Origin of the sequence: Croceicoccus hydrothermalis, from assembly GCF_022378335.1 — a bacterium.
Classification (GTDB): domain Bacteria; phylum Pseudomonadota; class Alphaproteobacteria; order Sphingomonadales; family Sphingomonadaceae; genus Croceicoccus; species Croceicoccus hydrothermalis.
The window spans coordinates 141,394-156,081 of the sequence record NZ_JAIQCI010000014.1 but is presented as its reverse complement, the minus strand read 5'-3'; the positions used below and the strand labels follow the sequence as shown (position 1 = coordinate 156,081).

Here is a 14,688-nt window from a genome sequence, read left to right as displayed (position 1 = left end):
CTGTCACAAGGGATGGGTCGGCACGGCGGACCCGCCGGTCAGCTGTCCTCGAGCAGGCGTTCGGCCTGGGCGCGGGCCTCGGGCGTGACCTCCGCGCCGGACAGCATGCGGGCGATCTCCTCCTGCCGTTCCGCATCCGAAAGGCTGACGACGCTGGTGCGGGTGACGGTGCCCTCGCTGCTTTTGGCGATCATGTAATGGGTGTTGCCGCGCGCCGCGACCTGCGGGCTGTGCGTGACGGCGAGCAATTGCCCCCCGCTCGCCAGCCGGGCGAGCCGGTCGCCGATGGCGCTGGCCACCGCGCCGCCGACGCCGCGGTCGATTTCGTCAAAGATGATGACCGCCGCCCCGCCCTGTTCGGCCAGCGCGACCTTCAAGGCGAGGATGAAGCGCGACAATTCGCCGCCGCTGGCGATCTTGGCGAGCGGGGCGAAGGGCGCGCCGGGGTTCGTCGCGATCAGGAATTCGACCGCATCCATCCCATGCGGGCCCCAACGCTCCTCCTCCAGCCGGGTGATGCCGGTCCGGAACTTTGCCGCGTCGAGTTTGAGCGGGGCCAGTTCGGCGGCGACCGCGGCGTCGAGCCTTTGCGCCGCCTCGATGCGGCAGGCACTCAGCCTTTCGGCGGCGGCACGATAGGCGGCACCGGTTGCGGCGGCGGTTTCGGACAATTGCCGGATGCGCGCCTCGCCCCCCTCGATCGCGTCGAGCCGGTCGCGCAGTTCGGTCATCTTGGCGGGGAGTTCATCGACCGTGCAATCCTGTTTTCGCGCAGCGGCGCGCAGGTCGAACAATCGTTTCTCCGTCGCGTCGAGCCGTTCGGGATCGTGGGACAGCGCCTCTGCCGCGCGGGCGATCTGCTCCTCCGCCTCGGTCCCCTCCACGATGCAGCGGTCGAGCGCCCCGAGCGCGGAGGCCAGCAATTCATGTTCGGGCGCGATCCTGTCGAGCCGCCGCGCCGCGCTCCGCAATTGGGCGAGCGCGCTGTCCGAACCGGCCCACAAATGGCGCAATTCCTCAAGATCGCCGGACAGCCGCTCCCCCTTCTGCATGTCGGCGCGGGCGAGCGCGAGCTCCTCCTCCTCCCCTTCGACGGGGGCGAGCGCATTGAGCTCCTCCAGATGGGCGAGGATAAGATCCTGCTCCGCCGCGGCATTGTCCGCCTGTTCGCGCGCGGCGCTCAGCGCATCCTCCGCCCGGCGCCAGTCGCGCCACGCGGCGGCGACCGCCCCTTCGTCCGCGTCGGCATAGCGGGTGAGGAGCGCCCGGTGCCCCCGCGCATTGACGAGACCGCGATCGTCATGCTGTCCATGCAATTCGACGAGCGAGGGGGCCAGCGCACGCAGCGCCGCGACGCCGACGGGTTGCCCGTTGACGAAGGCCTTGCTGCCCCCGTCGGCCTTCAATTGCCGGCGCAGGATGAGCGGTTCGCCCGGCTCCATCTCCACCCCCGCATCGTCGAGCGCATCGGCAAGCGCGGGCGGCAGCGGTTCGAATTCGAATGTCGCGGTGACGCTGGCCTTGTCCTCGCCGCGGACCAGCCCGCTATCGGCGCGATTGCCCAAAACGAGGCCCAGCGCGTCGAGCAGGATCGACTTGCCCGCGCCGGTTTCCCCCGTCAGCACGCCGAGCCCGCGCGCAAAGGCGAGGTCGAGCGCTTCGATCAGGACGATATTGCGGATGGCAAGAGTGGTCAGCATCGCGGGCACCCTTGTCGCGCAGCGGCCCCGCCTGCGCCAGCGCGCGCCACGCGCCGAGGCATCATCGGTGCGGCTTTTCCACAGCTTTGTCCGCAGGGCGCGGCGGACAGCGAGCCTTGGCAGGCGCGATCAGACGTAATCGGGCGCCTTGTCCTGCATCAGCTCGAACGCCTTTTCATACCAGTCGGAACCGGGATAGTTCGCGCCGAGCACGGCGGCGGCCTTCTTCGCCTCCTGCGGAATGCCGAGCGCGAGATAGCTTTCGGTCAGGCGATAGAGCGCCTCCGGCGTGTGGCTCGTCGTCTGATAATCGTCGACGACCTCGCGGAAGCGCAGCGTCGAGGCGAGCCATTTGCCCGTCCGCTGATAAAAGCGGCCGATGGTCATCTGCTTGCCCGCGAGATGGTCGTTGACGAGGTCGAGCTTCAGCCGCGCATCATTGGCATAGGCCGTGTCGGGGTAGCGGCGCACCACCTCGGTCAGCGCCTGACGCGCCTGGCCGGTGATCTGCTGATCGCGGGTGACGTCGCTGATCTGCTCGTAATAGGACAGCGCGATGAGATAGAACGCATAAGGCGCGTCCTTGTTGCCGGGATGGATGGCGAGGAAACGCTGCGCCGATTGAATCGCGGTGTTGTAATCGCGCGCCGCGTAATAGGAAAACGCGCTCATCAATTGCGCCCGGCGGGCCCAGGGCGAATAGGGGTGCTGGCGTTCCACTTCGTCGAAGAGGGCGGCGGCCTGCTTGATCTGCCCGCGGTCGAGCCGGTCCTTCGCCGCGAAATAAAGCGATTCGACATCGCGCGCGACATAGGCGGTGTCGCTCTGTGTGCCCGAGCCCGCCCCGCACGCGGAAGTCAGCGCCATGGCGGCGGTGGCCATGACGAGCGAAGCGATGCGAAAACGAGGGCGAGTTGCGGCAGGAGCGTTCATGAAATCGCCTATAGCCAGACGCCCGCTGAACGCCAAGTGAAGCTTTGCGCCCATCTCGAACAGCGGGCGGACGAGAACCGCTTGGCATTCGGTTCAAGACAAACGAATTGGATTTCCGTCCGCTTTTTTTCCGAGGCTGGACATCTCGCTTGCATGATCGTGCGGCTTAATTCGGTGTAATCTGAACCCATGGCAATCGGGTTTTGCAACTCTATCGGGGTGCCTGCGAAGCTTGCGCCAATGCTTTGGCCGGGCGGTCGGCGCTGATCGTTCCGCGTTCGCCTGCGGCGAAAGCCGATCAGTAATACCGCGGAACGTCACCATTTCAGGTAAAGCTCGGTCAACGCACCCACATTGCCGGCCCGCATTTTCGCCGGACGGTCGGGGTCGATCCCGAACGGTGGAATTCCGGACAGCCATTCCTCGATAAAGACCATCGCCTCCATCCGGGCGAGCCCCGCCCCCACGCAGCGATGCGCGCCCGCCCCCATCGTCGTGTGACGCACCGGTGAAAGACCGCGATCGAAATCAACCGTTTCCGGCGCATCGAAACAGGCGGGATCGAGATTGTGCAACACGCTGGGCAGATAGAGCAGATCCCCAACCTTCATCGTGACACCGTCCATTTCGATGTCCCGCACCAGGTTGCGAGTGACCGAAACGGTGGGATAGCGACGCATGAGTTCATCCGTGGCGGCGGGAATGCGGGCGGCATCCTCCCGCAACTGATGCTGATCCTCCGGAAAACGGGCGAGGTGCGACGCGATATTGCCGAACATCGCGACCACCGTGTCGAGCCCGCCGAAAAGCAGGTTGCGGCACATGCGCTGCGCCTCCTCGAAGGTCCAGGCCCGCCCCTCGATCGGAACGGACAGGATGCGGCTGAACAGGTCGTCGCCGGGATTGCTTATCCGAGCCTCCACATAAGGACGCAGGTAATCGTCGGCCGCGTCGCGCAACTGCACCACGGTCATGCTGCCGTCGGGCCGCGTCAGCTGCTGCCCCAGCGGGCGCAATCGCGCGCGATCCTCCACCGGGACCCCAATCAGCGAAAGGAAGATATGCAGCGGCACGATTTCTGCAAAGGCGGTCATGAATTCGCACCCGCCCTGCGGCGCCAGACCGGCGATGAGGTCGCGCGACACATCGCGCACCATCGGCATCATGGCGGTGACGTGATGATTGGCGAAACCGCGCATCACCGCATTGCGAAACGGTTTGTGCTGCGGCGGGTCGAGTTGCAGCGGGATGAAATCCATCATCTCCCCCAAGCCCGGCGTCACGGCCAGCGCCTCGCTCGACAGGCGCTCGCTATCGCCCCATAATTCGCGAATGATTGCGCCGCGCGTCGCGATCCAGTGGCCGTGGTTACGCGGCGTCCATACGAGGCCCAGTCCGCCCCGAAGGCTTTTCCACGCGGCGAAATAATCCTCCTCCGCGCCCGGCGGGGCAAAGATGTCGAAATCGACGACGCGCGCATCGGGAACATGATCGGGGCGGATCGTGGGGGTAATGCTGGCCAAAATATCGGGCAACCTCTTTGTTGATGCTTTTGCCACTCAGCATATTCCGGAATGGGGCACGACACAGCTAGTCAAATGGTGCAGGGCACGACACATGTTTCGCGACACCTGCCCTGCTTTCGACCGAAGGATTGCCACCATGTCCCATCGCCGTTTCCGCTTCGCACTTTCGCTCCTGTCCGGAGCGGCCCTTTTGTGTTCATGGACGCCCGCGTCGGCCGCCCCTGCCGACGATCTCACCGCGTTGATGGACGATATCTACGCCGCCCGGCTGGAGGCGAGCCCCATCAGCGCATCGGCCGCAGGGGTGGAGGATTACGATAGCGAGCTTGGCGATTATTCGATTGCGGCGATGGACCGCTGGGCCGCGCGGGATGCGGCGTTTCTTGCCCGGCTGGACAAAATCGACGCATCCGCCCTGCCCCCGTTGCGCCGGGCGGATTACGCAATCACCGGGCGATTGCTGCGCGAATCGATCGATGGCAACCGGTTCGGGCAAAGGTTGATCACGTTTTCGAGCTATTCCTCCCCCTGGCAAGGCTGGGCCGGGATCGGCGATTCGATGCAATTCGCGTCGGGGCAGGATTACGAGGAATATCTCGACCGGCTGAACGCCATTCCCGACGCCAGCGCGCAGGTCATCGCCAATACGCGCGCGGGCATCGCGGGCGGTTATGTCCTGCCGTGTGTCACGCTGGGCGGATTGGAAGGGTCGGTGCGCGGCGCGGTCGCGGCGGCGCCGGAAGAGACGCGGTTCTATACGCCGTTCACCCGCGCCCGCCCCGCCGATGTGAGCGAGGCGGAATGGACGGCGTTGAAGGACCGCGCCCGCGCCGCGATCGCCGATGTCGTCGCGCCGGCCTATCGCGATGCCGCCGACATGCTGCGCGACGAATATGTCCCGGCCTGTGTCGAAACGGTCGGCATTTCGGCGCAGACGGACGGGCTCGCGTTCTACCAATATCGCGTCGGCGCCAGCACCACGACCGATTACACGGCGCAGCAGATCCACGACATCGGCATGGGCGAGGTGGCACGTATTTCGGCGGAAATGGACCGCGTCGCCGCGGATGCGGGCTATGCCGATCGCGCCGCCTTTGTGGAGAAACTGCGCACCGATCCCGCCTACTACGCCACCACGCCCGACGAATTGATGGCCGCCGCCGCCGCGCAGGCGAAGGAAATCGACGGGATGATGCCCGATTATTTCCACCTCTTGCCCCGCCTTCCCTACGGCATTCGGGCGATTCCGGCCGAAACGGCGGAGGGCACGACCACCGCCTATTACCAGCCGGGCAGCCCGGCCAACGGCACGGCGGGATTTTATTACGTCAACACGTCGAAGCTGGATCAACGGCCGCTTTGGGAACTGCCCGCACTCACCGCGCACGAGGCCGTGCCCGGCCACCATCATCAGATCGCGTTGCAGCAGGAGCTGGACCTTCACCCGCTGCGCCGCGAATTCGGCTATTTCACCGCTTTTACCGAAGGTTGGGGGCTTTATTCCGAACGGCTCGGCATCGACATGGGGCTCTACGACACGCCGGAGAAGGATTACGGTCGCCTGTCCTATGAAATGTGGCGGGCGTGCCGGCTCGTGGTGGATACCGGCATCCATGCGCTGGGCTGGACGAAGAGCCAGGCCGTCGATTTCATGACCGAGCATACCGCGCTTTCGGCGGCGAATATCGATGCGGAGGTCAATCGCTACATCAGCTGGCCGGGGCAGGCGCTGGGCTACAAGATGGGCGAGCTGAAGATCCGCGAATTGCGCGCGCGGGCGGAGGAACGGCTGGGCGCGCGGTTCGATCTTGCCGCGTTCAACGATGCGGTGATCGCGCAAGGGCCGGTGCCGCTGGACGTGCTCGATGCGCAGATCGAACGCTGGATGGCCGAGGTCGAGGCGGGGTAACGCGCTATGGGGGGAGCGGGGGGAAGGGTAGCGGGTGCTACTCATCCCCCATTTTCAGCGCGGCGATGAACGCTTCCTGCGGGATCTGCACATTGCCGTATTCGCGCATCTTCGCCTTGCCCTTCTTCTGTTTTTCGAGGAGCTTTTTCTTGCGGCTGATGTCGCCGCCGTAACATTTGGCGGTCACGTCCTTGCGCATGGCGGAAATGGTTTCGCGGGCGATGACCTTGCCGCCGATCGCCGCCTGAACGGGAATCTTGAACAGGTGGCGGGGGATCAGATCCTTCAGCCGTTCGCACATGTGGCGGCCGCGTTCCTCGGCAACGCCGCGATGCACGATCATCGACAAGGCATCGACCGGATCGCCGTTCACCATGATGCTCATCTTCACAAGATCGCCTTCGCGCAGGCCGATCTGTTCATAGTCGAAGCTGGCATAGCCGCGGCTGATCGATTTCAACCGGTCGTAGAAATCGAACACCACCTCGTTCAACGGCAGTTCGTAGCTCACCTGCGCGCGCCCGCCGACATAGGTCAGATCGCGTTGAATCCCCCGGCGGTCCTGACACAGCTTGAGGATGGAGCCGAGATATTCGTCGGGCGTGTAGATCACCGCCTTGATCCAAGGTTCCTCGATCGTTTCGATGCGCGAGGGATCGGGATAGTCGGCGGGGTTGTGGAGGTAGATTTCCTCCGCATCGTCGGTCCGCGACTTGCCGAGCTGTATGCGGTAGACGACCGAGGGCGCGGTGGTGATGAGGTCGAGATCATATTCGCGGGTCAGCCGCTCCTGAATGATCTCCAGATGCAGAAGCCCCAGGAACCCGGCACGAAAACCGAAGCCGAGCGCCGCACTCGATTCCATCTCGAACGAAAAGCTCGCATCGTTCAAGCGCAGTTTCCCGATCGATTCGCGCAGCTTGTCGAAATCGGCGGCATCGACGGGGAACAGGCCGCAGAACACGACCGGCTGCACTTCCTTGTACCCCGGCAGCGCCTTGTCCGCGCCGTTCTTCACCGTGGTGATGGTGTCGCCGACCTTGGCCTGTTCGACTTCCTTGATCTGCGCCGTGATGAAGCCGATTTCGCCGGGGCCGAGTTCGGGCAATTGCTCGATCTTGGGGCGCATGCAGCCGACCCGGTCGACCAGATGCTCGGTCTCGCCCTGCATGAACTTGATGTTCAATCCTTTTTTCAGCACGCCCTGCATCACCCTGACGAGGATCACGACGCCGAGATAGGGATCGTACCAGCTATCGACCAGCATGGCCTTCAACGGGGCATCGCGCTCGCCGGTGGGCGCGGGGATGCGGCGCACCACCGCTTCGAGCACTTCCTCGATCCCGATGCCGGATTTCGCACTGGTCAGCACGGCGTCGGACGCATCGATGCCGATGATGTCCTCGATCTCGGCCTTGACCTTGTCGGGTTCGGCGGCGGGCAGGTCGATCTTGTTGATGACGGGCACGATTTCGTGGTCGTGTTCGATCGACTGATACACATTGGCGAGCGTCTGCGCCTCGACCCCCTGCGCCGCATCGACGACGAGCAGCGCACCTTCGCACGCGGCGAGGCTGCGGCTCACCTCATAGGCGAAATCGACGTGGCCGGGCGTGTCCATCAGGTTGAGCTGATAGGTCTTGCCATCGCTGGCGGTGTAATCGAGGCGCACGGTCTGCGCCTTGATCGTGATGCCGCGCTCGCGCTCGATATCCATGTTGTCCAGCACCTGCTGGCTCATTTCCCGCTCGGTCAGCCCGCCGGTCAGTTGGATGAGCCGGTCGGCCAGCGTCGATTTGCCGTGGTCGATATGGGCGATGATGCTGAAATTGCGGATAAGCGATAGGTCGGTCATGCGCGCCCCTTAGCCCGCCTGTACGGCGCTGTCAGCAACTAGTGCTGTGCCTGTGCACGATCCGGTGATAGAGCGCGGCCCATGAAATTTCACAATTCCCGCATCGAAGCGGGCCGCCGCACTCTCAACGTCGCGACGAATGCGGATGGTTCGGGCGCGATGCCGCCGCTGCTGCTGCTCAACGGAATCGGGTTCAATACCGCTCTGCTCGAAGGGTTGGCCCAAGGGTTTGCCGGGCGGCGCATCGTCATTCCCGACATGCCGGGGTGCGGCGGATCGCCCGATCCCGCCCTCCCCTATGCGATGGCGTGCATGGCCAGCGACATGACGGCGATGATGGACACGCTTTATCCGGGTGAGGCGTTCGATTGCCTCGGCTTTTCCTGGGGCGGCGCGCTGGCGCAGCAGATCGCGGTGCAGGCGCAGAACCATTTGCGGCGGCTCGTGCTGGTGTCGACCACATCGGGCGTGCCGCTCCCCCTCGGCGATGCGGAGATGGTTGCGCGGCTGATGGACCCGCGCGAATATACCGACCCACGCCGGATGAGCCGGAACCTGTCCGCCATGCTGAAGGAAGGCGGCGCGGGCGCGGGGCTGCTCACCCGGCTTGCCGCGCCGACTCCGTCCGGTGTCACGGGGCAGATCATGGCGCTCGCGGGGTGGAGCGTGCTGCCGCTGTTGCCGTTCGTGCGGGCGCCGGTGCTCATCATGGGAACGAGCGACGATATCGTGGTGCCGGTTGCGCATAATCGCTTCCTGCGCTGCGCCCTCCCCTCTGCCGAAATGTTCGAGTTGGAGAGCGGCGGCCATTTGGCGCCGCTGGCCTCGCCCGAACGGGTTCTGCCGCGCCTGAAACGGTTTTTCGGCGCTGTGGGGGGCGAAGATCGCGGGGCGTCGGGCGCCGCACATGTCGCACGCGATGGTGGCACGGCGCGCGGCGGGCGTGAGGCGGCCTGAACCGCTTTTCTTTTCGCGCCGCTTCGATACCATCGCGCCAAAGAACCATCGGCCCCGCCCGCCAAGGCGCGCGGCCATGACGGGAAGGAAAGCGCCATGCGTCACATCGCCATCATCGGGTCCGGCCCGGCCGGCTACTACACCGCCGAAGCCGCGTTGAAGCAATGGGGCGACGATGTGCGCATCGACGTGTTCGACCGGCTTCCCGTGCCCTATGGCCTCATTCGCACCGGCGTCGCGCCCGATCACCAGACGATCAAGAAGGTCGCGATGCGCTATGAAAAGACGGCGCTGACCGACAATGTCCGCTTTGTCGGCAATATCTCCATCGGCACCGATATCGAGATCGCGCAGCTGCAATCGCTTTACGATGCGGTCGTGCTGGCGACCGGCGCCCCGCGCGACCGCGCGCTCGGCATCGAGGGAGAGGATCTGCCGGGCGTGCATGGGAGCGCCGAGTTCGTCGGCTGGTACAACGGGCATCCGCAATTCGCCGGGCTGGCGCCGGACCTTGGCGCCGAAACCGCGGTCGTCATTGGCAATGGCAATGTGGCGCTCGACATCGCGCGGATCCTGGCGAAAACGGCCCGCGAATTCGCAGGGTCGGACATCGTCGCCCATGCGCTCGACGGGTTGAACGCGTCGCGGCTGCGGCGGATCGTGGTGCTGGGCCGGCGCGGGCCGCATCAGATCGCGATGACGCCCAAGGAGCTGGGCGAGCTGGGTGAGCTGGAACGGGCGGTGCCGATCGTGGAGCCGGGCGATCTTCCGCCCGAAAGCGAAGACGAAGCGCTGGACCCCGGACAGCGCAAGTCGGTCGCCCTGCTGCGGCAATTCGCGCAGAACCGCGTTCGCGACAAGCCGCTCGCGATCGAATTCGATTTCTTCGCCTCGCCGGTGCGCATCGTGGGTGAGGATCGGGTGCGCTCCGTCACGGTGGAGCGGACGCGGCTCGACGATGGCCGCCCGGTCGGCACGGGGGAGAGTTACGACATTCCCTGCGGCCTGGTGGTGAGCGCAATCGGCTATCGCAGCGTGCCGATCCCCGGCGTGCCCTTCGATGAAAAACAGGGGCGCATCGCCAATGACGACGGGCGCGTGGGCGATCGCCTGTATTGTGTCGGCTGGGCCAGACGCGGGCCGACCGGCACCATCGGCACGAACAAGCCCGACGGTTTCGCCATCGTGGAAAAGATCGCGGCCGACATGCCGGATGCCGCGGGCAAGCGGGGCCGCGAGGGGTTCGACGCGCTCGCGGCAGAGCGCGGGCTGGACATCGTGACCTTCCGCGACTGGAAACGGATCGAGGAGGCGGAAACCGGCGCCGCGCGCGACGGCGCCCCGCGGGAGAAGTTCACCGATATCGAGGCGATGATCCGCGCGCGCGATTGACGCCTGGACAGCAAACGGGCGCGGGCTTCGGAACCCGCGCCGCAGCGCTTACTGACAGGCGAGACACTCGTCGTAATCGGTCGTCGGAAGCTCGTATTTCGCAGGATCGATGGTGTTGTCCGCCTCCACCCCGCCGGCGAAGCCTGCCCGCTGCACCGATTTGGAGCGCAGGTAGTAGAGCGACTTGATCCCCATTTCCCACGCCCGGAAATGCAGCATGGCCAGATCCCACTTGTCGACATCGGCCGGGATGAACAGGTTCAGCGACTGCGCCTGATCGATATAGGGCGTCCGGTCGCCCGCGAATTCGAGCAGCCAGCGCTGATCGATTTCGAAGCTCGTCTTGAACACCGCCTTTTCCTCGGCCGAGAGGAAATCGAGATGCTGCACCGATCCGCCGCGTTCGAGGATCGAGTTCCACACATTGGCGGAATCCTTCGATTTTTCGCGCAGGATCTTTTCCAGATAGGGGTTCTTCACGATGAAGCTGCCCGACAATGTCTTGTGCGTGTAGATATTGGCCGGGATCGGCTCGATGCACGCGCTCGTCCCGCCGCAGATGATGGAGATCGACGCGGTCGGCGCGATCGCCATCTTGCAGCTGAAGCGTTCCATCGCGCCCTGATCGGCGGCGTCGGGGCAGGGCCCGCGTTCCTTGGCCAGCATCATCGACGCTTCGTTCGCGCGGGCATTGATATGCTGGAACATCTTCAGATTCCAGGCCTTCGCCATCGCGGTTTCGAAACCGATGTTCTTCTTCTGCAGGAACGAGTGGAAGCCCATGACCCCCATGCCGACGCTGCGCTCACGCTCCGCCGAATATTTCGCGCGGGCCATTTCATCGGGCGCGCGGTCGATATAATCCTGCAGCACATTGTCGAGGAAACGCATCACGTCCTCGATGAACATTTCGTCCTTGTGCCATTCGTCCCAGGTTTCAAGATTGAGCGAGGAGAGACAGCACACCGCCGTGCGATCGTTGCCGAGATGGTCGCGGCCCGTGGGGAGCGTGATCTCGCTGCACAGGTTCGACGTCGAAACCTTGAGCCCCAGATCGCGGTGATGTTTCGGCATCATGCGGTTCACCGTGTCGGAGAACACGATATAGGGCTCGCCCGTCTGCAGCCGGGTTTCGACGAGCTTCTGAAACAGGGAGCGTGCATCGACGGTGGCGCGGGCGCTGCCGTCGCGGGGGGAGCGCAACTGAAACTCGTCGCCGTTGCGGACCGCTTCCATGAATTCGTCGGTCAGCAGCACGCCGTGATGCAGGTTCAGCGCCTTGCGGTTGAAGTCGCCCGAGGGTTTGCGAATTTCGAGGAATTCCTCGATCTCCGGGTGGGACACGTCGAGATAGCACGCCGCCGACCCGCGGCGCAGCGAACCCTGGCTGATGGCGAGAGTCAGGCTGTCCATCACGCGGACGAAGGGGATGATGCCGCTGGTCTTGCCGTTCAGGCCGACCGGCTCGCCAATGCCGCGCACGCTGCCCCAATATGTGCCGATGCCGCCGCCCCGACTCGCCAGCCAGACGTTTTCGTTCCAGGTGTTGACGATCCCCTCGAGGCTGTCCTCCACCGAATTGAGATAGCATGAAATCGGCAGGCCGCGCCCGGTGCCGCCATTGGACAGAACCGGCGTCGCGGGCATGAACCACAGCCGCGAGATATAGTCGTAGAGCCGCTGCGCATGCGCCTCGTCATCGGCATAGGCATCGGCCACGCGGGCGAACAGATCCTGATAGCTTTCGTCCGGCAGCAGATACCGATCGTTCAGCGTTTCCTTCCCGAAATCGGTGAGCAGCGCATCGCGGCTGTCATCGGTGGTGATGGCAAAGCGCCGCTCGGCAATGTCGCGCGAGGACATTGTTTTACCGGGATGGGGTTTCGCCGCGGCAGCCTTCGCCACCTCGCTCACCATATTGGCCATGGCCGATGCGGTGGCGGTTTCCACGTCCGCTTCGGTTGCGGCGGGCGTGGAGGCCTTCGCCTTCTTCGCCGGCTTCTGCGCCTTTTCCACCGTGTCGGCGAACATGTCGATATCCCCAGCTGCCGAAGTCACCTGCGCGTCGTCTCCGTCCTTGAAATCCATGGATTTGCCCACCTGCCGAACCTGCGGTCGCAGCACCGCAGCGCCCGGAAACACAGCCCCGGAACGGTTGCAACGATAACGACCAAAAAAAGCCAGAACACCGATATGTAGCGTTTTGCCGCCCAGATCGCGTCGATGGGTGGTATGTCTCTATAAAAGCGGGCGCGGTGTCAATACGCATGCCGCCACCTGTGGCGCGCGCCGGATGGCCCGAACATGCCGCGACGCGCGGGCAATGCTGGCCCCCGCGCGATGCAAGGGGAATCGTGCGATTTTTTCTTTTTATCCCCGGACAAAATCACCATCGCATCCGTCACGCCGACAGGGTTTGCATCCCGCGCCCACCGAACCTATCCCGGCAGATATTTTCAAGGCCATGATGCCGGAAAGGATCCTACCCCATGCTCAATATCATCGGCGCCATCGTTTCGGGCGCGATCATCGGCGTGCTGGCGCGCTTCTTCTTTCCCGGCGAGGTGGACATGGGGTTCTTCGCCACCATCGCGCTCGGCATTGGCGGGTCGCTGCTCGCCGGTCTCGTCACGAGCCGGGGACGCTCCGATTTTCACCGGGCGGGCTGCCTCGCCTCGATCCTGGGCGGGATGGCGCTGATCCTGATCGGGCGGTTGTTCTTCTAGGTCGCGGCGCGCGTCACGGCACGATCACCGTGTCGCGCGCCACCTCGTCGGTCATCGGATAGTCGGCATTGAAGTGCAGGCCCCGGCTTTCTTTGCGGCGCCGCGCGCTGCGCACGATGAGGTCGGCGGTCTGCAATAGGTTGCGCAGTTCGATCAGGTCCTGTGTCACGCGGAAATTGCCGTAATATTCCTGCACCTCGTCACCTAGCAGGCGGATGCGATTGGCCGCGCGCTCCATGCGCTTGTCCGTGCGCACGATGCCGACGTAATTCCACATGAAGCGGCGGATCTCGGTCCAGTTCTGCTTGATCACCACCTCCTCATCGGCGGCGCTCACGCGGCTTTCGTCCCACGGGCGGACCGGCGGCGGCGGCGGCAGGTCGTCCATCCGCGCCAATATGTCGCGCGCCGAGGCATCGCCGAACACGAAGCATTCGAGCAGCGAATTCGACGCGAGCCGATTCGCCCCGTGCAGGCCCGTGTCCGAACATTCGCCGATCGCATATAATCCGGGCAGGTCCGCACGCCCCGCCATATCCACCCGCACCCCGCCGCAGGTATAATGCTGTGCCGGGACGACGGGGATCGGCTGCACCGTCATGTCGATGCCGAGTTTCAGCAGCCGTTCGTGAATCGTCGGGAAATGCTCGCGCACGAATTCCGGTTCGCGGTGGCTGATGTCGAGATGCACGTAATCGAGGCCGAGCCGCTTGATTTCATGGTCGATCGCGCGGGCCACGATGTCGCGCGGGGCAAGTTCGAGCCGCTCGTCGAAATCGGGCATGAAGCGGCGCCCGGCCTCGGTCCCGGCCTCCGGCGGAAGTTTCAATATGCCGCCCTCGCCGCGCACGGCCTCGGTGATGAGGAAATTCTTCACGTCGAGATTATAAAGGCAGGTCGGGTGGAACTGCATGAATTCCATGTTCGACACGCGGCACCCGGCGCGCCACGCCATGGCGATGCCGTCGCCGGTCGCGCCCCGCGGCGCCGTGCTGAAGAGATAGGTGCGCCCCGCCCCGCCGGTGGCAAGGATGGTGGCACGCGCCGTCAACGCCTCGACCCGGCCCTTCTGTCCCGCCTCCTTCGCCGTGTCGAGCGCGTAGACGCCCCAGATCTTCTGCCCGCCTTCCGGCTCCGTGCGGTGGCGGTCGCCGATGAGGTCGATGGCCACCATGTTCGCGCGCATGGTGATGTTGGGATGCGCATCGGCGGCGCGCAGCAACGCATCCTGCACCGCCCAGCCGGTCGCATCGTCGACATGCACGATGCGGCGATGCGAATGCCCCCCTTCGCGCGTGAGGTGGAGCGTTTGCCCCTCCGTATTGAACGGCACGCCGAGATCGATCAGTCTCTGGATCGCCTTCGGCGCCTGTTCGATGACATATTCCACCGCCTCGCGCCGGTTGAGCCCCGCGCCCGCCACCATGGTGTCGCGGATGTGGTCCTCGAACGTGTCGCCCGCGTCCAGCACCGCGGCGATGCCCCCCTGCGCCCAGGCGGTGGACCCTGCGTCGAGCGCGCCCTTCGCCAGCACGAGCACCCGCGCCCGTTCGGCCAGCACCAATGCCGCCGACAATCCCGCCGCGCCCGAACCGACGATGATGACGTCATGATCGTTCATGCGTGCGAACCGGGCCGGCAGGGGGCGTTGATCGACATGGGCGTATCCTCTTTTACAATCGTTATTCCG

General features: G+C 64.8%; 10 protein-coding genes. 4 read left to right on the top strand and 6 right to left on the bottom strand.

Annotated features, from left to right (window positions below):
* Positions 1-38: 38 nt before the first annotated feature.
* From recN to K4G67_RS10125, 3 genes are all read right to left on the bottom strand, one after another.
* On the bottom strand, positions 39-1,700 hold the full coding sequence (gene recN / locus K4G67_RS10135) for a DNA repair protein RecN (RefSeq protein ID WP_239806263.1): 1,662 nt from the start codon (positions 1,698-1,700) through the stop codon (positions 39-41).
* A 129-nt stretch (positions 1,701-1,829) separates the two neighbouring features.
* Entirely contained in the window at positions 1,830-2,633 is an 804-nt protein-coding gene (locus K4G67_RS10130; RefSeq protein WP_420830022.1) for an outer membrane protein assembly factor BamD, read from the bottom strand.
* Positions 2,634-2,950: 317 nt separating this feature from the next.
* Positions 2,951-4,156 (bottom strand): cytochrome P450, encoded by a 1,206-nt coding sequence (locus K4G67_RS10125; protein WP_239806261.1) that lies wholly within the window; start codon positions 4,154-4,156, stop codon positions 2,951-2,953.
* 139 nt (positions 4,157-4,295) lie between these two features.
* Here K4G67_RS10125 and K4G67_RS10120 point away from each other — a divergent pair, with 139 nt between their 5' ends.
* Positions 4,296-6,068, top strand: coding sequence for a DUF885 domain-containing protein (locus K4G67_RS10120; RefSeq protein ID WP_239806260.1), 1,773 nt, complete (start codon positions 4,296-4,298; stop codon positions 6,066-6,068).
* A 37-nt stretch (positions 6,069-6,105) separates the two neighbouring features.
* Here the strand turns inward: K4G67_RS10120 and lepA are convergent, their stop codons facing one another.
* Complete coding sequence (lepA, locus tag K4G67_RS10115) at positions 6,106-7,923, bottom strand: translation elongation factor 4 (protein WP_239806259.1); 1,818 nt, start codon at positions 7,921-7,923, stop codon at positions 6,106-6,108.
* An 81-nt stretch (positions 7,924-8,004) separates the two neighbouring features.
* On the opposite strand from lepA, the gene K4G67_RS10110 reads away from it, so the two are divergent.
* Together K4G67_RS10110 and K4G67_RS10105 are read left to right on the top strand one after the other, a co-directional pair.
* A complete protein-coding gene (locus K4G67_RS10110; protein WP_239806258.1) occupies positions 8,005-8,880 on the top strand; it encodes an alpha/beta fold hydrolase in 876 nt (291 codons plus the stop codon).
* Between the two features lie 96 nt (positions 8,881-8,976).
* Positions 8,977-10,272: an FAD-dependent oxidoreductase gene (locus tag K4G67_RS10105; RefSeq protein WP_239806257.1), complete on the top strand. Its 1,296-nt coding sequence runs from the start codon at positions 8,977-8,979 to the stop codon at positions 10,270-10,272.
* A 48-nt stretch (positions 10,273-10,320) separates the two neighbouring features.
* Here K4G67_RS10105 and K4G67_RS10100 read toward each other — a convergent pair whose 3' ends face one another.
* The gene (locus K4G67_RS10100) at positions 10,321-12,198 is read right to left on the bottom strand and encodes a ribonucleoside-diphosphate reductase subunit alpha (RefSeq protein WP_420830025.1); all 1,878 of its coding nucleotides are present in this window, start codon (positions 12,196-12,198) and stop codon (positions 10,321-10,323) included.
* Positions 12,199-12,761: 563 nt separating this feature from the next.
* On the opposite strand from K4G67_RS10100, the gene K4G67_RS10095 reads away from it, so the two are divergent.
* On the top strand, positions 12,762-12,998 hold the full coding sequence (locus K4G67_RS10095; protein ID WP_239806255.1) for a GlsB/YeaQ/YmgE family stress response membrane protein: 237 nt from the start codon (positions 12,762-12,764) through the stop codon (positions 12,996-12,998).
* Positions 12,999-13,011: 13 nt separating this feature from the next.
* Here the strand turns inward: K4G67_RS10095 and nadB are convergent, their stop codons facing one another.
* Positions 13,012-14,619, bottom strand: a complete 1,608-nt coding sequence (gene nadB, locus K4G67_RS10090; RefSeq protein WP_239806254.1) for an L-aspartate oxidase — start codon at positions 14,617-14,619, stop codon at positions 13,012-13,014.
* Positions 14,620-14,688 lie beyond the last annotated feature (69 nt).